The 23,050-nt window shown below is 72.7% G+C and carries 16 protein-coding genes; 5 read left to right on the top strand and 11 right to left on the bottom strand.

Annotated features, from left to right (window positions below; genetic code table 11):
* Positions 1-21: 21 nt before the first annotated feature.
* The 3 genes from meaB to GFH29_RS16445 are packed head-to-tail and all read right to left on the bottom strand — an operon-like array spanning position 22 to position 4,954.
* Positions 22-1,032 (bottom strand): methylmalonyl Co-A mutase-associated GTPase MeaB, encoded by a 1,011-nt coding sequence (gene meaB / locus GFH29_RS16435; protein ID WP_153324859.1) that lies wholly within the window; start codon positions 1,030-1,032, stop codon positions 22-24.
* Positions 1,033-1,049: 17 nt separating this feature from the next.
* Positions 1,050-3,215 (bottom strand): methylmalonyl-CoA mutase, encoded by a 2,166-nt coding sequence (gene scpA / locus GFH29_RS16440; RefSeq protein WP_153324860.1) that lies wholly within the window; start codon positions 3,213-3,215, stop codon positions 1,050-1,052.
* Positions 3,212-4,954 (bottom strand): methylmalonyl-CoA mutase family protein, encoded by a 1,743-nt coding sequence (locus GFH29_RS16445; RefSeq protein ID WP_153324861.1) that lies wholly within the window; start codon positions 4,952-4,954, stop codon positions 3,212-3,214. The genes scpA and GFH29_RS16445 overlap by 4 nt, the downstream gene beginning before the upstream one ends.
* 248 nt (positions 4,955-5,202) lie before the next feature.
* Between GFH29_RS16445 and GFH29_RS16450 the strand changes: the two genes are divergently transcribed.
* Genes GFH29_RS16450 through GFH29_RS16460 form a run of 3 tightly spaced genes read left to right on the top strand, consistent with a single transcriptional unit; the run spans position 5,203 to position 8,709 of the window.
* Entirely contained in the window at positions 5,203-5,904 is a 702-nt protein-coding gene (locus GFH29_RS16450; protein ID WP_153324862.1) for a succinate dehydrogenase cytochrome b subunit, read from the top strand.
* Positions 5,905-5,917: 13 nt separating this feature from the next.
* Entirely contained in the window at positions 5,918-7,969 is a 2,052-nt protein-coding gene (locus GFH29_RS16455) for a fumarate reductase/succinate dehydrogenase flavoprotein subunit (protein WP_153324863.1), read from the top strand.
* Complete coding sequence (locus tag GFH29_RS16460; RefSeq protein ID WP_153324864.1) at positions 7,966-8,709, top strand: succinate dehydrogenase/fumarate reductase iron-sulfur subunit; 744 nt, start codon at positions 7,966-7,968, stop codon at positions 8,707-8,709. The genes GFH29_RS16455 and GFH29_RS16460 overlap by 4 nt, the downstream gene beginning before the upstream one ends.
* 78 nt (positions 8,710-8,787) lie before the next feature.
* Here GFH29_RS16460 and GFH29_RS16465 read toward each other — a convergent pair whose 3' ends face one another.
* From GFH29_RS16465 to GFH29_RS16485, 5 genes are all read right to left on the bottom strand, one after another.
* A complete protein-coding gene (locus GFH29_RS16465; protein ID WP_153324865.1) occupies positions 8,788-9,012 on the bottom strand; it encodes an SCO4848 family membrane protein in 225 nt (74 codons plus the stop codon).
* Positions 9,013-10,059, bottom strand: coding sequence for a YihY/virulence factor BrkB family protein (locus GFH29_RS16470; RefSeq protein WP_153324866.1), 1,047 nt, complete (start codon positions 10,057-10,059; stop codon positions 9,013-9,015). It lies immediately after the preceding gene.
* 5 nt (positions 10,060-10,064) lie between these two features.
* Positions 10,065-10,592 (bottom strand): 2'-5' RNA ligase family protein, encoded by a 528-nt coding sequence (locus GFH29_RS16475; RefSeq protein ID WP_153324867.1) that lies wholly within the window; start codon positions 10,590-10,592, stop codon positions 10,065-10,067.
* Between the two features lie 62 nt (positions 10,593-10,654).
* Positions 10,655-11,671 (bottom strand): tryptophan--tRNA ligase, encoded by a 1,017-nt coding sequence (gene trpS, locus GFH29_RS16480; RefSeq protein WP_228387559.1) that lies wholly within the window; start codon positions 11,669-11,671, stop codon positions 10,655-10,657.
* 83 nt (positions 11,672-11,754) lie between these two features.
* Positions 11,755-12,993 carry an MFS transporter gene (locus GFH29_RS16485; protein ID WP_228387560.1) on the bottom strand — a complete coding sequence of 413 codons (1,239 nt, stop codon included), beginning with the start codon at positions 12,991-12,993 and terminating at the stop codon, positions 11,755-11,757.
* A 139-nt stretch (positions 12,994-13,132) separates the two neighbouring features.
* Here GFH29_RS16485 and GFH29_RS16490 point away from each other — a divergent pair, with 139 nt between their 5' ends.
* Positions 13,133-14,983: an FUSC family protein gene (locus GFH29_RS16490; RefSeq protein ID WP_153324868.1), complete on the top strand. Its 1,851-nt coding sequence runs from the start codon at positions 13,133-13,135 to the stop codon at positions 14,981-14,983.
* Positions 14,984-14,995: 12 nt separating this feature from the next.
* On the opposite strand, the gene GFH29_RS16495 is transcribed toward GFH29_RS16490, so the two are convergent.
* Complete coding sequence (locus GFH29_RS16495) at positions 14,996-18,586, bottom strand: ATP-binding cassette domain-containing protein (RefSeq protein WP_153324869.1); 3,591 nt, start codon at positions 18,584-18,586, stop codon at positions 14,996-14,998.
* Between the two features lie 126 nt (positions 18,587-18,712).
* Complete coding sequence (locus GFH29_RS16500) at positions 18,713-20,902, bottom strand: NADP-dependent isocitrate dehydrogenase (RefSeq protein ID WP_153324870.1); 2,190 nt, start codon at positions 20,900-20,902, stop codon at positions 18,713-18,715.
* 170 nt (positions 20,903-21,072) lie between these two features.
* Here GFH29_RS16500 and GFH29_RS16505 point away from each other — a divergent pair, with 170 nt between their 5' ends.
* Entirely contained in the window at positions 21,073-22,275 is a 1,203-nt protein-coding gene (locus GFH29_RS16505; RefSeq protein WP_153324871.1) for an MIP/aquaporin family protein, read from the top strand.
* Here GFH29_RS16505 and GFH29_RS16510 read toward each other — a convergent pair.
* The gene (locus GFH29_RS16510) at positions 22,259-22,969 is read right to left on the bottom strand and encodes a hypothetical protein (RefSeq protein ID WP_153324872.1); all 711 of its coding nucleotides are present in this window, start codon (positions 22,967-22,969) and stop codon (positions 22,259-22,261) included. The genes GFH29_RS16505 and GFH29_RS16510 overlap by 17 nt on opposite strands.
* Positions 22,970-23,050: the final 81 nt, after the last annotated feature.

Genomic DNA, 23,050 nt, shown 5'->3' on the forward strand with positions numbered 1-23,050 from the left:
CACCCGCCACAGGGTCGCGGGTCAGGCCCGCGGGTCCGCGTCGTACGCCGCCAGGATCCGGTCGGCCGCGGCCGGCGCGCTGAGCCGCCCGCTGAGCACGTCGGCGGCGAGCCCCTCGCGCAGCGCGGCCACCCCCGGGGACCGGCGCAGCCGCTCGTCGAGCTGGTCGCGCACGAGGGTCCAGGTGAAGTCCAGCTGCTGCTGGGCGCGCTTGGCGAGCAGCCCGTCGCGCCCGAGGTGGTCGCGGTGCGCCAGCACCCGCTCCCACACGTCGTCGACGCCGGTGCCGGTGAGGCCCGAGCAGGTCACGACGGGGGGTGCCCACTCCTGGGGACCGCGCACCATCCGCATCGCGCCGGCGAGCTCGCGCGCCGCGCCGCGGGCCTCGACCTCGCGGTCCACTCCCCCGGCGCCCTCGGCATCGGCCTTGTTGACCGCGATCACGTCGGCGATCTCGAGGATGCCCTTCTTGATGCCCTGGAGCTGGTCGCCGGTGCGGGCCAGGGTGAGGAACAAGAACGTGTCCACCATCCCGGCCACGGTGATCTCGGACTGCCCGACCCCGACCGTCTCCACGAGCACCACGTCGTAGCCGGCGCCCTCGAGCACGCTCATCGCCTGCGAGGTGGCCGCCGCGACGCCGCCGAGCGTGCCGGCCGACGGCGAGGGCCGGATGAACGCGTTCGGGTCGACCGAGAGCGCGGGCATCCGGGTCTTGTCGCCGAGCACCGACCCGCCGGTGCGCACGCTGGAGGGATCCACCGCCAGCACGCCGACCCGGTGCCCGCGGGCGGTCAGGTGGGTGCCGAGGGTCTCGATGAATGTCGACTTGCCGACCCCGGGCACGCCCGAGATGCCGACCCGGACCGCCGGGGCGGCCGGGGCCTGCTCCGCGAGCCGCGCGAGCAGCTCGCGGGCGGCCGCGCGGTGGTCAGCGCGCCGCGACTCCACGAGCGTGATCGCTCGCGCAGCCATGGCACGCTGACCCGCGCGGATGCCGTCGACGAGGGCGTCGAGGTCGGGGGCGCTCACTGGGTGCGTCCCGCTCCTCAGCCGTCCGTGCGGAGCTTGGCGAGCAGGTCCAGCGCCGAGTCGGCGATGACGGTGCCGGGCAGGAACACCGCCGCCGCGCCCATCTCCAGCAGCGTGGGGACGTCGTCGGGCGGGATCACGCCGCCGATCACGACCATGATCTCCGGGCGGCCCTGGTCGGCCAGCGCCTGCTTGAGCGCGGGCAGCAGGGTCAGGTGCCCGGCCGCCAGCGAGGAGACGCCGACGATGTGGACGTCCGCGTCGATCGCCTGCTGGGCGACCTCCTCCGGGGTGGAGAACAGCGGACCCACGTCGACGGTGAAGCCCATGTCGGCGAACGCCGAGACGATGACCTTCTGGCCGCGGTCGTGGCCGTCCTGGCCCATCTTGGCGACCAGGATGCGCGGACGGCGCCCCTCGGCCTCCTCGAAGGCCGCGGTGGCGGCGAGGACCTCGTCGAGCTTGCTGTCGCCGGCGGCGCTTGCGGTCTCACGGAACACGCCGCTGATCGTACGGATCACCGCCTGGTGGCGCCCGTAGACCTTCTCCAGCGCCTCCGAGATCTCCCCGACGGTCGCCTTGGCGCGGGCCGCGTCGACGGCGAGCCCGAGCAGGTTGCCCTCCAGGCCCTGCCCGGCGCCGCGCTCGGCGGCGTTGGTCAGGTGCTCCAGGGCGCGGGTGACCTCGGCGTCGTCGCGCTCGGCGCGCAGCCGCTCGAGCTTGGCGACCTGGGCGCGGTAGACCTCGTCGTTGTCGACGCGCAGGACGTCGAGCTTGTCCTCGGCCGCGAGCCGGTAGGTGTTCACGCCGATCACGGCCTGCGCACCGGAGTCGATGCGGGCCTGGGTGCGGGCCGCGGCCTCCTCGATGCGCATCTTCGGGATGCCCTGCTCGATGGCCTTGGCCATGCCGCCGGCGCTCTCGGCCTCCTGGATGTGCGCCCAGGCGCGCTCCGCGAGGTCGTGGGTGAGGCGCTCGACGTAGTAGGAGCCCGCCCACGGGTCGATGGTGCCGGTGGTGCCGGACTCCTGCTGCAGCAGCAGCTGGGTGTTGCGGGCGATGCGGGCGGAGAAGTCGGTCGGCAGCGCGATCGCCTCGTCGAGGGCGTTGGTGTGCAGCGACTGGGTGTGGCCCTGGGTCGCGGCCATCGCCTCGATCGCGGTGCGCCCGACGTTGTTGAACACGTCCTGGGCGGTCAGCGACCAGCCGGAGGTCTGGCTGTGCGTGCGCAGGCTCAGCGACTTGGGGTTCTTCGGGTCGAACTGGCGCACCAGGCGGGCCCACAGGGCCCGGGCGGCGCGCATCTTGGCGACCTCCATGTAGAAGTTCATGCCGATCGCCCAGAAGAAGCTCAGGCGGGGCGCGAACTGGTCGATGCTCAGCCCGCTCTCCAGGCCGGCGCGGATGTACTCCACGCCGTCGGCGAGGGTGTACGCGAGCTCGAGGTCGGCGGTCGCTCCGGCCTCCTGCATGTGGTAGCCGGAGATCGAGATCGAGTTGAACCGCGGCATCCGCTGGCTGGTGAAGGCGAAGATGTCGGAGATGATCCGCATCGACGGCGCCGGCGGGTAGATGTAGGTGTTGCGGACCATGAACTCCTTGAGGATGTCGTTCTGGATCGTCCCCGCGAGCTGCTCCGGCTTCACCCCCTGCTCCTCGGCCGCCGCGATGTAGAGCGCCAGGACCGGCAGCACCGCGCCGTTCATGGTCATCGACACCGACATCTCATCGAGCGGGATGCCGTCGAAGAGGGTGCGGGTGTCATAGATCGAGTCGATCGCCACGCCGGCCATACCGACGTCGCCGCGCACCCGCGGGTGGTCGGAGTCGTAGCCGCGGTGGGTGGCCAGGTCGAAGGCGACCGAGAGGCCCTTCTGGCCGGCCGCGAGGTTGCGGCGGTAGAAGGCGTTGGACTCCTCGGCGGTCGAGAACCCGGCGTACTGGCGGATCGTCCAGGGCTGGGTGGTGTACATCGTCGGGTACGGCCCGCGCAGGAACGGGCTCAGCCCCGGGAAGGTGTCGAGCGCGTCGAGACCGGCGATGTCGTCGGGGCCGTAGGAGGGCTTGATCTCGATGCCCTCCGGCGCGGTCCAGGGCTGGCCGGAGACGGCCGGGCCGGCGCCACGCGCCGCGGCGGCGTCGCCGCTCAGCGACAGGCCGGAGAAGGACTTCGGAACACTCATGCCAGTGCCTCCCGGGTGCGGGTGAGGAACGCGAGGGCATCGACGCCCACCGCGCAGGAGTCGTCGGTCAGGCCGTCGATCGGCTTGCCGGCGATGAGGACCCGCGTGGCGCCGGCGGCGCGCAGCGCCTCCACGGCGGCCGGGGCCCACTCGGCGTAGGTCGCGTCGCTGCCGGCCAGGCAGACCACGGGGCTGCCGCTCGAGGCGGTGTACGCCGCGGCGAGCGCCTCGGCGTCCGCGGTCGGGCCGGCCACCTCGACGGCGATCCCGCCGGCGGCGAACAGGTTGCTGGCGAACGTGGCGCGGGCGGTGTGCGAGGCGACGGTGCCCAGCGTGGCGAGGAAGACCGGGCGCGCCGCAGGCTCATCGCGCAGGGCCTCGAAGCTAGCGCCGTAGGAGCGCACGCCGTCGAACCCGCCGTCGGGCTCGCGCTGCGGCAGCTCCTCGGCGAGGTTCGGGAACTCGCTGACGCCGGTGATCGGACGCTTGCGGCGCGCGACCTCGGCCTCACGGCGGGCGACGGTCTCGGCGATCAGCTCCTCGAGGGAGGCGCCGTCCTCGAGGCGACCGAACAGCTCCCAGGCAGCGAGGGCCAGGTCGTCGGTCAGCTTCTCCACGGCGTAGGCACCACCGGCCGGGTCGGCGACCGCGGCGACGTGGGACTCCTCGATGAGCAGGTGGGAGGTGTTGCGCGCGATCCGGCGCCCGAACGCCTCGGGACGCCCGAGCGGGGCGTCGAAGGGCAGCACGGTGACGGCGTCGGCGCCGCCGACGCCCGCGGCGAACGCGGCGACGGTGGTGCGCAGCATGTTCACGTAGGGGTCGTAGCGGCTCATCATCGGCCGGCTGGTGACCACGTGCTGGCGCTGCGTGGACGTCTCGGCGCCGCTCAGCTCCAGCACCCGCGCCCAGAGCCGGCGCGCGGCGCGCAGCTTGGCGATGCTCGGGAACTGCTCGTCGGTGACGGCGTAGCGGAACTCCAGCAGTCCTGCGGCCTCGTCGACGCCGAGGCCGGCGGCGCTCAGCACCCGCAGAGCACGGACGCCGAGGACCAGCGACTGGGCGAGCTCCTGGACGTCGGAGGCGCCCTGGTCGTGCACGACGGTGGCGTCCGCGACGACGCCGAGAAGGCCGGCGTCACGGGCCAGGGTGGCGACCTCGACGAGGTCGGCCTCGGACGCCGCGGCGCTGACACCCAGGTTGGTGCCCGCGGCCAGGGGGGTGCCCCCGGCCAGGGAGAGGAAGGACCGCGCGGCCGCGACCGGCTCCGCGGCGTCCAGGACGACGCCCGCCAGGTCGAGCAGTACGCCGTCGAGCAGCGTGGCGAGGTCGGTGTCGGTGTCGACCTGCACCCACAGGGAGCTCACCCCGCCGTCGAGGTCGACGAGCGCCGCCTCGTTGCGCGAGCGGTCCGGGCCCGCGCCGAGGTGGGCGCGCACGTCCCACGCCCCGGTCCGCGAGGGACGCCCGGCGGTGCTCAGCGCGTCGAGCAGCTGCGGGGTGCCCAGCGGAGTGATGCCGATGCCGTCGAGCGTCGTGCGGGTCAGCTTGTCCCACACCGCCGAGTCGGGGTCCTCATCGGTCAGGCGTCGCGACTTGCGCAGGACCGCGGCGGTGGCGGCCTCCCAGTCGGCGACCGTGGCGCGGTCCTCGGAGTCGGCGAGGTCGAGCGAGCCCTGCTCGGGCTCCAGCTCGGTCGGCTCCGCGAGCCCACCCTCGACCGTGGTGTCGGGATTCATGGTGCGAACCATAGGTAGTACGGCGGCCCGGGCACACCCCGGGAGTCCCACTGTGACGCACCAGACGGGCCGCGAGGTCGCTCACCACCAGAGGAACGGCCGGCGCGACACGCGCATGGAACCCGGCGACGTGACGCGCAGCGCAATTCGGGTTAGGCTTACCTTACTTCTGGGTACTGGGCGGTAACCGGGCATTTGTCACAGTCCCCGAGGCCCTTTGGGGCGCCCGCGAGCGGTACCGTGCTGCCGTGGCAACCCCGACTCTCGTCAAGGGAGCGCGTGCGACGCGCTCCACGATCGCCCTCAAGCTGGCCATGGCGGTCAGCGGCATCGTCTTCATCGGCTATGTGCTCGCGCACATGTACGGCAACCTCAAGGCCTTCGCGGGCCACGACGCCTACAACAGCTACGCGCACCACCTCCGGGAGTTTGGGGAGCCGATGCTCCCCTACGAGGGCTTCCTGTGGATCATGCGCGTGGCCCTGATCGTGGCGCTCGTGGTGCACGTCGGCAGTGCGGCTGCCCTGTGGCGGCGTGCGAACAACGCCCGCACGGTGAAGTACGAGGTGAAGAAGAACAAGGGCTCCTCGCTCTCCTCGCGCACGATGCGCTGGGGCGGCCTGGCGATCCTGTTCTTCGTCATCTGGCACCTCATCCACTTCACGATCGGCAAGGTGAACCCCGCCGGCGGCGAGACCAACGACCCGTACAACCTGATGGTGGAGTCCTTCGACCTCTGGTGGATGACCCTCATCTACCTGGTCGCGATGCTGGCGCTCGCCATGCACCTCCACCACGGCACCTTCAGCGCGCTGCAGACGCTCGGCTTCACCAACACCGCCACCTCCCGCGCCCGTGCGCGTGTGGCCGGCTGGGTGGTCGCGGTGGTCATCGCCGGCGGCTTCTCGCTGGTCCCGCTGTTCACGCTCTTCGGCGTCATCACCAAGTAAGGGTCCCCAAGACATGGCTTCCGTTCATTTCCTCCCCGGCCTGACGCCGACCAACACGGCGCCGGTGCAGAAGTCCGACGACGCCGCGGGCTTCTACGTCCTCGGCGACAAGCTCGTCGACCCGAAGGCCCCCACCGGCCCGATCGCCGAGCGCTGGACCACCCGCAAGTTCGAGAACCGCCTGGTCAACCCGGCCAACCGCCGCAAGCTCAACATCATCATCGTCGGCACCGGCCTCGCCGGTGGCGCGGCCGCGGCGACGCTCGGCGAGGCCGGCTACAACGTCAAGGTCTTCTGCTACCAGGACTCCCCGCGTCGCGCGCACTCCATCGCGGCCCAGGGCGGCATCAACGCGGCGAAGAACTACAAGGAGGACGGCGACTCCACCTACCGCCTCTTCTACGACACGGTCAAGGGCGGCGACTACCGCGCCCGCGAGTCCAACGTCTACCGCCTGGCCGAGGAGAGCGCGAACATCATCGACCAGTGCGTCGCGCAGGGCGTCCCGTTCGCCCGCGAGTACGGCGGCCTGCTCGACAACCGCTCCTTCGGTGGCGTGCAGGTGTCGCGCACGTTCTACGCCCGCGGCCAGACCGGCCAGCAGCTGCTGCTCGGCGCCTACCAGGCGCTGGAGCGCCAGGTCGCCGAGGGCACCGTGGAGCAGTTCACCCGCCACGAGATGCTCGAGGTCGTCGTCGCCGACGGCAAGGCGCGCGGCATCATCGCCCGCGACATGGTCACCGGCGCGATCGAGACCCACATCGCCGACGTCGTCGTCCTGGCCACCGGTGGCTACGGCAACGTCTTCTACCTCTCCACCAACGCGATGGGCTCCAACGTCACCGCGTCGTGGCGCGCGCACCGCAAGGGCGCCTACATGGCCAACCCCTGCTACACGCAGATCCACCCGACCTGCATCCCGGTCACCGGCGACCACCAGTCGAAGCTGACCCTGATGTCGGAGTCGCTGCGCAACGACGGCCGCGTCTGGGTGCCGAAGAAGGCCGAGGACTGCGAGAAGGACCCGCGCGACATCCCCGAGGAGGACCGCGACTACTTCCTGGAGCGGATCTACCCGGCGTTCGGCAACCTGGTCCCCCGCGACATCGCCTCGCGTGCGGCCAAGTACATGTGCGACGAGGGCCGCGGCGTCGGCCCGACGGTCAAGGAGGTCGGCCCGGACGGCGTCGAGCGCCAGGTCCGTCGCGGCGTCTACCTCGACCTGACCGACGCGATCCGTCGCCTCGGCCGCGACAAGGTCGAGGAGAAGTACGACAACCTCCTCGACATGTACGCGCGGATCACGGGTGAGAACCCCTACGAGGTGCCGATGCGCATCTACCCCGCCGTGCACTACGTCATGGGCGGCCTGTGGGTCGACTACGAGCTCCAGTCGAGCATCCCCGGTCTCTTCGTGACCGGTGAGGCCAACTTCTCCGACCACGGCGCCAACCGCCTCGGCGCCTCGGCGCTGATGCAGGGCCTGGCCGACGGCTACTTCGTGCTGCCGAACACCATCCGCGACTACCTCGCCGACGGCCCGTTCGAGCCGATCGATGAGTCCCACCCCGCGGTGGTCGAGGCGCGTGAGTCGGTGCAGGAGCGCATCGACAAGTTCCTCTCCATCAACGGTTCCCGCTCGGTCGAGTCCTTCCACAAGGAGCTCGGCACGATCATGTGGGAGTACTGCGGCATGGAGCGGACCAAGGAGGGCCTGACGCGTGCGATCGGCCTGATCCGGGACCTCAAGAAGGAGTTCTGGAGCAACGTCCGCGTGCTGGGCTCCGGTGAGTCGCTCAACCAGGACCTCGAGAAGGCCGGCCGCGTCGCCGACTTCATCGAGCTCGGTGAGCTGATGTGCATCGACGCCCTCAACCGGCGCGAGTCCTGCGGCGGCCACTTCCGTGGCGAGTCGCAGACCGAGGACGGCGAGGCGCTGCGCCACGACGACGAGTTCGCCTACGTGGCGGCCTGGGAGTGGGGCGGCGACGACGGTGCGCCGGTCCTGCACAAGGAAGACCTGATCTACACCGCCATCGAAATGAAGCAGAGGTCCTACAAGTGAAGCTCACCCTCAAGATCTGGCGCCAGGAGAACGCGTCGGCCGCAGGGGCGATGCACACCTACGAGCTCGATGGCGTGTCGCAGGACATGTCGTTCCTCGAGATGCTCGACCTGCTCAACGAGCAGCTCGTCACCTCGGGTCAGGAGCCGGTGGCGTTCGACTCCGACTGCCGCGAGGGCATCTGCGGCACCTGCTCGCTGATGATCAACGGCGAGGCGCACGGCCCGGAGGTCACCACGACCTGCCAGCTGCACATGCGCTCGTTCACCGACGGCGAGACGATCACCATCGAGCCGTGGCGCGCGGACCCGTTCCCGGTCATCAAGGACCTGATCGTCGACCGCTCCGCGTTCGACCGGATCATCCAGTCCGGTGGCTACATCTCGGCGAACACCGGTTCGGCCCCCGAGGCCAACTCGGTGCCGGCCCCGCGTGACAAGGCCATGCGCGCCTTCAACGCCGCCACCTGCATCGGCTGCGGCGCCTGCGTCGCCGCCTGCCCCAACGGCTCGGCCTCGCTGTTCATGGGTGCCAAGATCACCGCCCTCGGTGAGCTGCCGCAGGGTCAGCCGGAGCGCTACTCCCGCGTGGTCGACATGGTCTCCCAGCACGACGCCGAGGGCTTCGGCGGCTGCACCAACATCGGCGAGTGCACCAACGCCTGCCCCAAGGAGATCCCGCTCGACGTGATCTCCCAGCTCAACAAGGACCTGCGCACGGCCATCGCCCAGGGCCGCTGACGCACGACCGGCACCACGCGCCGCGGGCCGGTGACCACCTCGGTGGTCACCGGCCCGCAGTGCATTTGCGTCCTGTGCTCAGCGCTTCGAGGCGCGCAGCGCCTTCACCCCGAGCGAGCCGAGCAGACCGGCGATGACGAAGTTGACGACGATCAGGACCGTGTGGGCGACCCAGTAGCCGGTGGCCCGCTCCTCCCCCGCGGACCAGGCGTTGCCCAGGTTGCGCGCGAAGTTGCCGAACGAGAAGACGTTCCAGGCGGCAACCGCGAGCAGGAGTACGGCGTGCTTGCGCTCGAACTTCACTTACGTTTCCTTCCGGTGCAGAAGCAGCCGGAGCCCGACCGCGGTGGCGGCTCCGGCGATGAACGCCGCGACCCGGGTGGGTCGGGCGGGATCGGTGGACTCAGCCTCCTCGCGGCTCGGCATCCGCGGGCCCTGGACCGGATCCACGGGGTCCGCGCCGCGCCGGGCACGCGCCTGTGGCGTGGTCCAGGCCCAGCACGCGCCGTACAGCACGACGCGGGAGGTGTAGTTCATCCAGACCAGCAGGATCAGCGCGATCCCGAAGGCCTGGAACGCCGGCTGCCCGCGGGTGGCGCCCAGCAGCAGCCCGGAGGCCTGCTTGAGCACCTCGAAGGCGATCGCGCCGACCGCGGCGCCGTACCACAGCGAGCGGCGCGGCACCGAGGGCGCGGAGAGCAGGCGGAACATCAAGAAGAAGACCAGCATCCCGGCGCCCAGGCCGAGCACGACGGTGAGCAGGCGCACCGCCCAGCCCAGCGCCCGGTCCAGGCCCAGCCAGTCGAGCAGGTCGCCGGAGAAGCCGGCCACGAATCCGGTGAGCGCGACCCCGACGAACAAGACGGTGCCGAGCACGACCAGCGAGAGCAGGTCGCGCAGCTTGCCCGCCACGAACCCCGGCTGCTCCCCCTCGGGGATCTCGAAGACCGCGGCCAGCGCGCGGCGCAGGGCCGAGACCCAGCCCAGGCCGGCGTACAGCACACCGGCGAGGCCGATCACCGCGGCGACGCCGGAGAAGGTGCGGATGTCGTCGAGGGAGATCTGGTGCGCGCCCGGGCCGATCATCCCGGGGATGACCGCGTCGATGGCGTCGCGCAGCGCGGCGTCCGCATCGGGGTAGACCAGCGAGATCCGGCCGACCACGAAGACCGACAGCGCCAGCAGCGGGAAGAAGGACAAGAACGCGAAGTAGGTGACCGCCCCGGCCTGCTGGGTGGCCTTCACCGCGCTGTAGTGCTCCTGCATGCGCACCACGTGGTCGAGCAGCGGGCGGCGGGCGCGCAGCGCGTCGAGGCGCCGCGTGACGGCGGCCGCCGGCCCCGCTGCCATGTGCGTCAGCCCTCCGGGGTCGGGCCGGTCAGGACGAAGTCCCGGGTGGGCTGCCAGCCTGCCGTGTCGTCGTGCACGTAGAGGTGGAAGCGGTCGACCTCGAAGCGGCACTCGAAGTCGGCGAGCTCGGTGAAGGCCTGGTCGAGCCGCGCGTCGTCGAGGTGGTGGGCCACCGTCACGTGCGGGTGGTAGGGGAAGTCCAGCTCCACCGCGAGCGGGCCCCGGCGCACGCCGGCGGCCAGCTGCTCGCAGGAGGAGATGCCCTCCGCGAGCATCACGAAGACGACCGGCGAGACCGGGCGGAACGTGCCGGTCCCCCGCAGGTGGACCCGGTACGGCGCGGAGCCGGCGGCCACCCGGGCCAGGTGGTCCTCCACGGCCGGCAGGCCGTCGGCGGGCACCTCGGTGGGAGGCACCAGCGTGATGTGGGTCGGGATCATCGTCGCCGTGGTGTCACCCACGGACATCCGGTACTCCTGGAGCTGGGTCGCCCACGGCTCCGGGATCGCGACCGCCACACCGATGGTCGGCAATGCGCCACCCCCTTCTGCGTCGAGACTAGTAGCCGGCCCGGGGCCGGCGGACAGGGCGTTGCTCAGCGGGCGACGAACCCCACCCTCTCGTAGACGTCGGCCAGGGTGCGCTCCGCGACCTCGGCGGCGCGCTCGGCTCCCGAGCGCAGCACCTCGGTGAGGTGATCGCGGTGCTCGACCAGCTCGAGGGTGCGGTCCCGGAAGGGCGTCACGAAGTCGACCACGACCTCGGCGAGGTCCTTCTTCAGGTCGCCGTACCCGCGGCCGGCGTACCGCTCGGCGATCTCCTCGACGCCGTCCCCGGTCAGGGCGGAGTAGATCGTCAGCAGGTTGGACACGCCGGGCTTGTGCTCGGGGTCGAAGCGGACCTCGGCCTCGGAGTCGGTCACCGCGGAGCGGATCTTCTTGGCGCTCACCTTGGGCTCGTCGAGCATCTCGATGATGCCCGCGGGCGAGGACGCGGACTTCGACATCTTGCGCGTCGGGTCCTGCAGGTCCGCGATCTTCGCGGTCTCCTTGATGATGTAGGGCTCCGGCAGCCGGAAGGTCTTCTTGTAGCGGCTGTTGAAGCGCTGCGCGAGGTCGCGGGTGAGCTCGAGGTGCTGGCGCTGGTCCTCGCCCACCGGGACGTACGCCGGGCGGTAGAGCAGGATGTCGGCCGCCATCAGCACCGGGTAGGTGAACAGCCCCACGCTCGCGGCGCCCTCACCGCCCTTGGCGGACTTGTCCTTGAACTGCGTCATCCGGCGCGCCTCGCCGAACCCGGTGAGGCACTGCAGCACCCAGCCCAGCTGCGCGTGCGCGGGCACGTGGGACTGCATGAAGATCGCGGACTTCGCGGGGTCCACCCCCGCGGCCAGCAGCTGGGCGGCGGCGCGCAGCGAGCGCTCGCGCAGCACCTTCGGGTCCTGCTCGACGGTGATCGCGTGCTGGTCGGCGATGAAGAAGAAGGGCTCGTACTCGTCTTGCAGGGTGACCCACTGCCGCAGCGCGCCGAGGTAGTTGCCGAAGTGGAAGGAGTCGGCGGTCGGCTGGATGCCGGAGAGGACGCGAGGGCGGGCGGTGGGTGTGGTGGACACACCCCGATTCTCGCCGATGGACCCCGATGCGCGCAGACCGGGGCGTCGGTGTGTGTCCGACGTCGCGTCGCTGCCGGGTCGGCTCAGGACCGGGCGGACTGCGCCCGGGCGTTGCTCGAGCGCTGCCACAGCGCCGACCAGAGCAGCACCGCGACGCCCAGGACGCTGAACCCGAGCCCGACCAGCGCGGTGGAGCGGTAGCCGTGGCCGGCCGCGATCACCAGGCCACCGGACCAGGCGCCGAGCGCGTTGGCGGCGTTGAGCGAGGCGTGGTTCATCGCGGCGCCGAGGGTGCGGGCCTCCCCGGCCACGTCCATCAGGCGCAGCTGGAGGTTCACCACGAGCACCGAGCCGAGGGCGGTGATCGCGAAGACGGCCGGCAGCGCCCACCAGCCGTGCGGCGCGGCGAGGAAGAACAGCACCATCACGACGCCGGTGCCGATCGCGCCGAGGAACAGCGAGCCGAACACCGACCAGCCGGCCAGCTCCCCGCCCGCCCAGGTGCCGGCGACCATGCCGAGCCCGAAGGCCAGCAGGAAGACCGGGACGGCGCCGTCCCCCAGCCCGCCGAGGTCGGTCACGGTCGGCGCGATGTAGGAGTAGACCGCGAACATCCCGCCGAAGCCGACGGCACCGGCGGCGAGGGTCAGCCAGACCTGCGGGCGGCCGAACGCGGACAGCTCGCGACGCCCGGTCGCCTCCGGGTCGCCCGGGCGCGCCGGCACGAACGCGCGCACCAGCACGACGGTGATCCCCGCGAGCACCGCCGCCACGACGTACGCCGCGCGCCAGCCGAGGACCTGCCCCAGCCAGGTCGCGGCGGGGACCCCGACCACGTTGGCGATCGAGAGCCCGAGCATGACCGATGCGACCGCGCGGCCGGTGCGCTCGGGCGGCACCAGGCTGGCCGCCAGGAGCGAGGCGACACCGAAGTAGATGCCGTGCGGCAGGCCGTCGAGGAAGCGCGCCAGGGCCAGCACCTCATACGACGGCGCGGCGGCGCTGAGCAGGTTGAACAGCGCGTAGGCGCCCATCAGCCACAGCAGCAGCGCGCGCCGCGGCCAGGTCGCCCCGAAGTAGGCGAGGACGGGCGCGCCGATCACGACGCCGAGGGCGTAGGCGGAGATGGTGTGGCCGGCGGTCGGGATCGAGACGCCGACCCCGTCGGCGACCTGGGGCAGCAGCCCCATCGTCACGAACTCGGTGGTCCCGATCGTGAACCCACCCATCGCCAGGGCCAGGATCGCCAGGCCGACGTGGGGAGCACGGGCTCGGTCGGCGTCTGCGGGCGCGGCGAGGGGGGAGGCGGAGTCGACGGGCACCTAGTGTCCAACGGCCCTCACCGGGCGCGCTATTCCGGCTCCGGGCTCCGGATCAGGCAGTCCCACCCGCCAGCGGTAGTGACCTGCGCCACACGGCTCTACACTCGTCATGACCGCCTCCGTCTCGGGAGGAGAGGACATGAGCGACGCGCCGCAGCTCGACGCCTCGACACCGCAGCACACGGCGCAGCCCGGCAAGCCCGGGGGCAGCCCGGTGCTCCTGTTGCTGATGGCGATCGTGGTGGTGCCCGCCGTCGTGGTCGCGGACAGCTTCGACGCCGGGCCCGCCGCCATCATCGGCGGCATGGTGGGGCTGTTCTCGCTGGTCGCGCTCATGGGCGGCCCGCTGCGCGCCGACCTGCGGGCCGCCTCGCTGACGGTGCCGCTGCTGCTGTTCGGCGCGATCGTGCCCCGGCTGCTCACCGAGGTCTCGCGACCGGCCGCGATCGCGCTCGTGGTGGTGATCGGCTTCGTCGCCGCGCTGCTCCCGCTGCGGGGCCCGCGCTATGCCAACGCCGGGCTCGGCCTGGGCATGACCACGCTCTACTCCTACGCCTACGCCACCCACGGGACCGCTGACCACCGGCAGGTGATCGGCGCCGCGGTCGCCGGTGTGGCGGTGGCCCTCCTGGTGCGGGTGCTGCTGGGCATCTCCGACCCCTCGAAGCCGACGCGCGAGCAGATCGCCCAGGTGCTCCTCGCCGACGACGCGGCAGCGGCCACCACGACCGCGTTCGACACCTGGTTGCACGACGGCCGGCAGCGCTGGCTGGCCCGCGCGCTCGAGGGCGCCTCGCGCTACCGGCTCGCCCTGCGCCAGGCCGAGCTCACCGTTTCCGGCGACCCCGGCGACATCGCCGCCCTGCGCAGTCGTGCCGAGGAGCTCGCCGGCCAGCTGCGCGCCAAGCACCCGCCGGCTCCCGACGACACGCCGACCGCCTCGAGCGCAGCGCCACGCGGCGGCCCCGGGCCGGCGGCGACCGCACTGGACAGCGTGGAGCAGGCGCTGCGTGCGCGCGACACGACCTCCGTCGTGCTCGACGGCGGTGATCGCCACGAGCTCCGCGACGCGGTCCTGCACCCCTCCACGCGGTGGCGCTCGATCCAGGTGCGCCATGCCCTCCGCACGGCGTTCGGGCTGCTGGTGATGCTGGTGGTGACGGCCGGTCTCGAGCCGGGCGACCCGCTGGTCAGCACGGTCCTGCTGACCACGTTCAGCATCCTGCAGGCCAGCTGGCGCGACACCCTCGCCAAGGTCCGCAACAAGGTCATCGGCGTGGTGGCCGGGTCTGCCGCGGTCGCGGTGATCCTGCTGACCGTGCCGGAGCGGTACCTGACCGCGGTCGCGGCCGTCGCGCTCGCGCTGGGGCTCTGGTACATCGTCTCCCGCCCGGCGCTGGGCGCCGGCTTCATGGTGGTGGTCAGCGTCGGGTTCAACGCTGTCACCCGCGACCTCGATCCCGGCGAGCTGCTGGTGCAGTACGTCGCGCTGACCGCCTGCGCAGTCGCCGTCGGGCTGGTCCTCGGGTTCGCGGTCGTCCCGGCGTTCCGGCCCGCGCCCCTGCGCGAGCGCGTCGCCTCCGCGACCGAGGCCACCGCCGCGGTGCTCCAGGCCGCCGCGGCCGCGGCGCGCCCCTCGGCGCCGGAGCTGGTCGCGCTGCACCGCGACGCCTCGCAGAAGCAGGACGAGCTCGTCCCCGACCGCGAGCGCCTCGACGAGCGCCAGCTCGCCGAGCTCGAGCGCCTGCGCTCGAGCCTGCGCGACCTCACCACCCTGCTCGACACCGCCACCCCGGACCGCGCCGCGCTGAGCCGGGCCGTCGAGCTGCTCGCGGCCGACCAGACCGTCCAGACCGACGGAGTGAGCGCGCAGCGACGAGGTGTCGCGCCCGCCACCGATGCGACCTCCAGCGCGACGCTGTGGGACCTCGCGGAGCAGTCCGGCTCCGCCGAGCGCTACCTCCTCGACACCCTCCCCGCGACCCCCTGAGCGGGGGGGCGGTCAGCCGGCCAGGTGTCCCCAGCGCGGGGCCAGGTCGGCCCAGGGGCCCACCTCGCGCACGTGCCCGTCGACGAGCACGACCACCCGGTCGGCCTGCTCCAGCGCCGCCCGCTTCGAGGTCGCGCCGAGCACGGTGGTCCCGCGCTCGCGCAGCGCGGTCCACAGCTCGATCTCGGTGGCGGCATCGAGCGCGCTGGAGACGTCGTCGGCGAGCAGCAGCTCGGCGTCGGCGGCGAGCGCGCGGGCCAGAGCGAGGCGCTGGACCTGCCCGCCGGACAGCCGGACACCGCGGTGCCCGACGACCGCGTCCGGTCCCCCGGCGCCGGCCACGTCGTGGCCCAGCCGCGCGTCGGCGACCGCGCGCTCGAGGTGACGCTCGTGGCCCAGGCGGACGTTGTCGGTGAAGGTGCCGGAGAGCACCCGCGGCACCTGGGCGACGTGGGCGACCTGGCCGGGGCGCAGGAAGGACTCGGGGTCCTCGACGTCGACGCCGTTCCAGCGCACCTCGCCGGTGTGCTCGACCAGGCCGGCGAGTGCGGCGAGCAGGCTGGACTTGCCCGCACCGACCTGCCCGAGGAGCAGCACCAGCTCGCCGGCCCTGACGGTGAGGTCGACGCCGACCACGCCACGGGTGCCGTCGTCGTGGACCGCGGACAGGTCGCGCAGCTCCAGCTCGCGCAACGGCGTCCGGGTCGCCGGCGTCGGGGCGGGCGCCTCGCCGGTGACCAGGTCGATGCCCGGCGGCAGGTCCATCAGGTCGCCGCCGCCGGCGAGCCGGGTGGTCTCCCGCTGCCAGGAGCGGGTGCCCGGTGCCTCGGTGATGACGGCCCCGGCGACCCGGCCGAACCAGCCGAACCCGTTGACGACGTTGGCCACCAGCAGCGCCGTGGCCAGGTCCCAGCCATCGAGCACCAGCACCGCCCAGGCCGCCACGACCCCGCACTGCACCATCACGACCGGGACGCCGTCGAGCAGCGCCTGCACCCGGTGCTCGCGGACGGCGGCGGTGACCCGCCCGCCGTCGACGCGGCGCAGGTGGGCGTGGACGGCCGGGGTGGCGGCGGCCAGCTTGACCGTGCGGGCCGACTCCAGCGCCGAGACCAGCGAGCGGCCGAACCCGGCGCGCGCGGTCGAGGACTCGGTCGCGGAGCGGCCCGCGACCGGGCGTCCGAGGGTCGAGGCCAGGGCGGAGGCGGCCATGACGGCGAGCAGCACCCCGCCGGCGAGCAGGTTGACGCTCGCCGCCGCGGTGACCACGACGAGCAGGAACCCGGTGAGCACGTCGACCCAGCGGTCGGCGTAGCGCGCGAACCGGTCGGCGTCCATCGCGCGGGCGACGACCTCGCCCGGCGGGGTGCGCCGCAGCCGGCGCTGGTCGGTCTGGCCGGCCAGCACCGACATCCGCACCCGCAACAGCACCTCGACCCACCAGCGCGGGTAGCGCCGGAACGCCTCCGCGAGCAGCAGCGGCGAGGCGATCAGGGAGACGGTGAGCGCGGCGCTCAGTCCCCACGGCGAGGTGTCACCGTCGCGCAGGTCCTGCACCAGGTGGCCCCAGATCCAGCCGGTGGCGGCGCCGTACGCGCCCACCATCGCGATCAGCACGAACAGGCCGGCGCCGGCCAGGCCCCACTGCGGCTGCACCACCAACGCGTGCCAGATGCCCCGGGTCAGGCTCGGGCCCTCGGTGGGCTCGCGCAGCGCCGGCGGCGCCCCGGAGCGTCGTACGCCGCCGAGCGCGGCGGCCTCGGGAACGGGCGCGGCCGACTGGTCGGGCGCCGGGACCTGCTCGGCGCCCCCGGCCTCGAGCAGGGAACGGAACGGGCCGGGCTCGGCCGCGAGCCTGGCGCGCGGGCCGTGCTGGAGCACCCGGCCGCCGCCGAGGACGGCGACCTGGTCGGCGCGCTCGGTGCTGGAGAGCCGGTGGGCCACCAGCAGGCCGGTGCGGCCGGTGAGCAGCCGGTCGGCGGCCCGGACCACGCGCGCCTCGGTGAGCGGGTCCATCCGGGCGGTGGCCTCGTCGAGGATCACCACCGATACCTCGCGCACCAGCAGCCGGGCGAACGCGACCAGCTGCTCCTCCCCCGCCGACAGCGTGGTGCCGCCCGGGCCGAGGCGGGTGTCGAGGCCGTCGGGCAGGCCCGCGACCCAGTCGCCGAGGCCGAGCTCGGCCACGGCCGCCTCGATGCGCGCGCGGGGCAGGTCGGCGAAGAGCGCGACGTTCTCGGCCAGGGTGCCGGCGAGGATCTCGGTGCGCTGGGTGACCACGCCGACGGCGGCGCGCAGCTGTTGCAGGTCGAGGTCGAGCACGTCGACGCCGCCGAGCAGCACGCTGCCCGGCTCCGGGTCGACGGCGCGCGAGACGAGGGCGGCGAGCGTCGACTTGCCCGAGCCGGTGCGACCCACCAGGGCGCAGGTCGTCCCGGCGGGCACCCGCAGGTCGACCTCGCGCAGCGCGAAGGTGCCTTCGGTGTAGGCGAAGTGCAGGTCGCGGAAGTCCAGGTCGAGCGGTCCGGCCGGGACCGGTCGGCCGCCGGCCGGCTCCGGCTCGGCCTCCAGCAGCTGGCGCAGCCGCACCAGCGCACCCAGCCCGGCCTGCAGGTCGGGCAGGTGCTGGGCGACCTGGTCGATCTGGCCGACGAAGGCCGTGGTGACCAGGAACAGCGTGACCAGGCGGGCCACCGACAGGTCGCCCTCGACGACCAGCGCGACCCCGACCACGCCCACGGCCGCGAGCAGGGCGTGCAGCAGGACGCCGGTGCGCCGGGCGATGCGGGCCTCCACCGCCAGCACCGCCGCGAACAGCTCGTGCACCCGCGCCGAGAGCCGCGCGCTGCGGCGCAGCACGTGGGCCTGGCCCAGGCTGGTGCGCAGGTCGTCGCGACCGGTGACGCCCTCCTCCATCGCCGCGGCATGGTCGGTCCAGGCGATCTCCTCGACCACCTTGCGGCGCGCGACCTCGCCCAGCAGCGGGCGCACCACCCAGATCGCCGCCGAAGCGAAGGCCGGGAACAGCAGCCAGGCCGGCCACCAGGTCGTCCCCGCCACGATCCACATCGGCAGGCAGGCGAAGAGGGTGCGGATCGCGTCCCAGACCTGGCGACGGACCAGGGTGCCGACCTCGTGGGTGTCGTCGTCGACGCGGTCCAGGACCTCTCCGACCGCCTGCTCGGAGAGCGCCGAGAGGGGCTGGTGCAGGGCGGCGTCGAGCAGGTCGGCGCGCAGCCGGCCCTCGGCGCGGTCGACCACCCCGGCCCAGGCGGTGCGCCCGGCGGTGTCGAGCAGCGCGGCACCGATCACGCAGGCCGCGAGCAGCCCGACGAGCGCACCGGTCGGGTCGGCGGCCAGCCGGCCGGCGACGACGGTGCCGAGCGCCTGGCCGATCGCGGCGAGGGCTGAGGCGACCATGGCCACCCCCGCGACCCGGCCGCGCAGTCGGCGCCAGTCGAGGTGGCGACGCGGGTCGTCGGAGCGACGGCTGGCCAGCGTGGGCTCCGGGCCGCCGGGACCGGGCGGGGCCGTGCCGGTGGCGAGATCGCCGGTGGGATCGGTGGCGGCGGCGCTCGCGGCAGCGTGAAAGGTCCCGGACATCGCAGGCCACGCTACGCCGAGGCACCGACATCGCTCGCCCGATTTATCTCCTCCCCGGGGACGACGAAGGGGAGGTCCCCGGCACCTGGCGCCGGAGGACCTCCCCTGTCGGGTGGATCAGGTGGATCAGAAGGAGGCGAGCGCCTCGTTCAGGGTCGTGCTCGGGCGCATGACCGCCTCGGCCTTGGCGTCATCGGGGCGGTAGTAGCCGCCGATGTCGGCCGGCTTGCCCTGCACCGCGTTGAGCTCGGAGACGATGGTCTCCTCCTCGGCGCGCAGCTTCTCGGCGAGCGGCTTGAACGCGGCCGCCAGCTCGGCGTCCTCGGTCTGGTTCGCGACCTCCTCGGCCCAGTACATCGCCAGGTAGAAGTGCGAGCCGCGGTTGTCGATGCCGCCGACGCGACGCGTCGGGGACTTGTCCTCGTTGAGGAACGTCTCGGTCGCGCGGTCGAGCGCGGCCGCGAGCACCTTCGCGCCGGGACGACCCGACTGCTCGGCGTACAGCTCGAGGGAGGGCACCAGGGCGAAGAACTCACCCAGGCTGTCCCAGCGCAGGTAGTTCTCCTTGACCAGCTGCTGCACGTGCTTGGGCGCGGAGCCGCCGGCGCCGGTCTCGAACAGGCCGCCGCCGTTCATCAGCGGGACGACCGAGAGCATCTTCGCCGACGTGCCGAGCTCGAGGATCGGGAACAGGTCGGTGTTGTAGTCGCGCAGCACGTTGCCGGTGACCGAGATCGTGTCCAGGCCCCGGCGGATGCGCTCCAGGGAGTAGGTGCACGCGGCGGCCGGCGCCATGATCTCGATCGTGAGGCCCTCGGTTTCGTGCTCGGGGAGGTACTCGTTGATCTTCTTGATCAGGTTGGCGTCGTGGGCGCGGTTCTCGTCGAGCCAGAAGATCGCCGGGTCGCCGGTGGCGCGGGCGCGGGTGACGGCCAGCTTGACCCAGTCGCGGATCGGGGCGTCCTTGGTCTGGCAGGCGCGCCAGATGTCGCCGGCCTTCACGTCGTGGCTGAGCAGCACCTCACCGGCGCTGTTCACGACCTGCACGGTGCCGTCGACGGGCACCTCGAAGGTCTTGTCGTGCGAGCCGTACTCCTCGGCCGCCTTGGCCATCAGGCCGACGTTCGAGACCGAGCCCATGGTGGCGGGGTCGAGCGCGCCGTGGGCGCGGCAGTCGTCGATGACGGCCTGGTAGACGCCGGCGTAGGAGGAGTCCGGGATCACCGCGAGGGTGTCGGCCTCCTCGCCGTCGGGGCCCCACATGTGGCCGGAGGTGCGGATCATCGCCGGCATCGAGGCGTCGATGATGATGTCGCTGGGAACGTGCAGGTTGGTGATGCCCTTGTCGGAGTCCACCATCGCCAGCGCCGGGCCCTCGGCCAGGCCCTGGGTCACGGCCGCCTTGATGGCCTCACCGTCGGGGAGCTTGTCCACGGCGGCCAGCACGGCACCGAGGCCGTCGTTGGCGGAGATGCCCGCGGCCTTGAGCTGCTCGCCGTACTGCTCGAAGACGCCGGGAAGGAACGTCTCGACCACGTGGCCGAAGATGATCGGGTCGGAGACCTTCATCATCGTCGCCTTGAGGTGGGCGGAGAAGAGGATGCCCTCCTCCTTGGCCCGGGCGACCTGGTCGGCAAGGAAGCTGCGCAGCGCGGCGACGTCCATGTAGGTGGCGTCGATGACCTCGTCGGCCAGCACCTTCACGCCGTCCTTGAGGACGGTCTCGGTGCCGTCGGAGCCGATGAGCTTGATGGTGAGGCTGTCGTCGGCGGGGATCACGACGGACTTCTCGTTGGAGAAGAAGTCACGCTCGCCCATGGTGGCGACGTTGGTCTTGGAGTCCGCGCTCCAGGCGCCCATGCGGTGCGGGTGCGCCTTGGCGTAGTTCTTCACCGAGGCGGGCGCGCGGCGGTCGGAGTTGCCCTCGCGCAGGACCGGGTTGACCGCGGAGCCCTTGACCTTGTCGTACTTGGCGCGGATCTCCTTGTCCTGCTCGGACGTGGCGCTCTCCGGGTAGTCCGGGATGTCGAAGCCCTGCTCCTGCAGCTCCTTGATCGCGGCCTTGAGCTGCGGGATGGAGGCGGAGATGTTGGGAAGCTTGATGATGTTGGCCTCGGGCGTCGTCGCCAGCGCGCCGAGCTCGGCGAGGGCGTCGTCGGCCAGCCCGAACTGGGCCAGGATGCGTGCGGCCACCGAGATGTCGCGGGTCTCGACCTCCACGCCGGCCTTGCCGGCGTACGCCTGGATGATCGGCAGGAGGGAGTACGTCGCGAGCAGCGGCGCCTCGTCCGTGTGCGTGTAGATGATCTTGGCCATGAACGGCTGCTCCTGAGCACTGGGAGATGATGTTTCTTGACGTCAAGATACCTGACGGCTCCGACCCCATCACTTTCGCACCCGGCCACAGCCTCGGCAACGCGGCCCCCGCGGGACTAGAGTGCTGGGACACGCCCACGGCCGTGCCGGGGGCCGTCTCGAGGAGCACCATGACCGACACGAGTGCCACCCCCGCCCCGCAGCCTGACGCAGACCTCGCGAACGCCGAGCCCAGCAGCGTGCAGAAGCTGATCGCCGAGACGATCGGCACGTTCATCCTCGTCTTCTTCGGCTGCGGCGCGGCCGTGATGAGCGGCGGCGACTACGTGGGCACCGCGCTCGCGTTCGGCCTCGCGCTGCTCGTCGGGATCTACGCCTTCGGCCGGATCTCCGGAGCCCACTACAACCCGGCGGTCAGCCTCGGCGCCGCACTCAGCGGCCGGGTCGCCTGGGCGCAGCTGCCGCTCTACATCGGCGGGCAGCTGGTCGGCGCCATCCTGGCCGGCCTGGCGCTCTTCGTGCTGATGCACGGCTTCGAGGGCTACGACGCCACCGGCAACATGGGCCAGAACTTCTTCGGCGACGACACCTCCGGCTACGCGGTCTGGGCGGCCCTGCTCCTCGAGATGCTGCTGACCGCGATCTTCGTGATGGTGATCCTCGCGGTGACCGACGCCCGCTTCGAGCACCCGGCGCTGGCGCCGCTGACGATCGGCATCGCGCTCGTCGGCATCCACCTCGTCGCGATCCCCGCCACCGGCACCTCGGTCAACCCGGCCCGCTCGATCGGCCCGGCCCTGTTCGCCGGCGGCGACGCGATCCTCCAGCTGTGGCTGTTCATCCTCGCCCCGCTGCTCGGTGCCGTGATCGCCGGACTCCTCTACCCGCTCGCCTTCGGTCGAGACACCGACCCGGTCCCTGGCTCCGGCCTCTCCTTCGCCCAGGCGCGCGCCGCGGGCTACGGCGGCTCGGACTCCTACCAGCAGCAGTGGAACCAGCCCGAGCAGGGCGCGACCGGCGAGGGCGCCCAGCCGGGACAGGCCGGCGCAGTCGGTACCTCCGCCGGCGGCCAGGGTGCCCAGGCTGGTCAGGCCGGCCAGCAGTACAGCTCGGAGCCGATCATCCAGGACGGCTGGCAGTGGGACCCCCACGCCCAGCAGTGGATCCCTGCCCAGCAGCCCACCGCTCAGCCGGGCCAGGGGGCCGCTGGCTCCATGGGCTCAGCCGGTCAGCCCGGCGTCGCCGGGCCGAACGTCACCGGGCCGAACGTCACCGGGCCGAACGTCGCCGGGCCGGGCGCCACCGGCGCGGAGCGCGACCCCGCGGAGGAGTGGCCCGAGGACGGCGGGAGCCACATCAGGCCGGGTCAGTGAGCCGCTCGAGCACCTCGTCGTACCCCTTCTCGATCCGGGTCGGCCCGACCCCGCGCTCCAAGACGACCTCGCGCGTGGCGTCGTCGCCGAACACCTCCAGCCGCACGACGTCGTCGTCGACGGCGGTGACCTCGGCACGGTCCTCGACGACGCCCTCGAGCAGCGCCATCCGGTAGCCGTCGCCCACGCGGGGGTCCGCGGGCACCGCGAGCCCGGCCTGCGCGCCGTCGACGCCGGCCTCCCACTCCCCCGCCCGACCCAGCCACCACACGTTGCCCTCGCGGTCCTGGGCGAAGAAGTCGCTGTGCAGCGCCGTGCTCCAGCCGTCGCGGCCGGCCTCGGGGTCGTCGGTCCCGCGGCTGCGGACGACCGTCGCCGGCACCCCCGCGACGACCCGCGGCTGCTCGGCCACGACGACCCGCACGCCACCGCCGGGGCCGCCGAGCACCCGCCAGCGCTGCACGGTGCCGCGCTCGAGAGGGAACCAGGCGTTGTCCACGGTGTCCACGAAGTCGCCCGGGTCGGGTGACGGCGTCGGCACGGTCAGCTCGTCGACGCCGGTCGGGGGCACCTCGCCCGGCGAGTTCGCGCAGCCGCCGAGGAGGGCGAGCGCGGCGACGGCGGCCAGTGTCGCGGCCGCCGGGCCACGCGGCGTACGACGGGAGGGGCGGCGGGCAGGCCGGCTGGAGGACATGGCGCCATCATCGCCGATCCGCCCTCCTCGACTCCTCCCGGCGGCGCCCGCTCGCTGCTAGCGTCGGTCGCGCGACCGCGC

The sequence above is a fragment of the Nocardioides sp. dk884 genome (genome assembly GCF_009557055.1).
Classification (GTDB): domain Bacteria; phylum Actinomycetota; class Actinomycetes; order Propionibacteriales; family Nocardioidaceae; genus Nocardioides.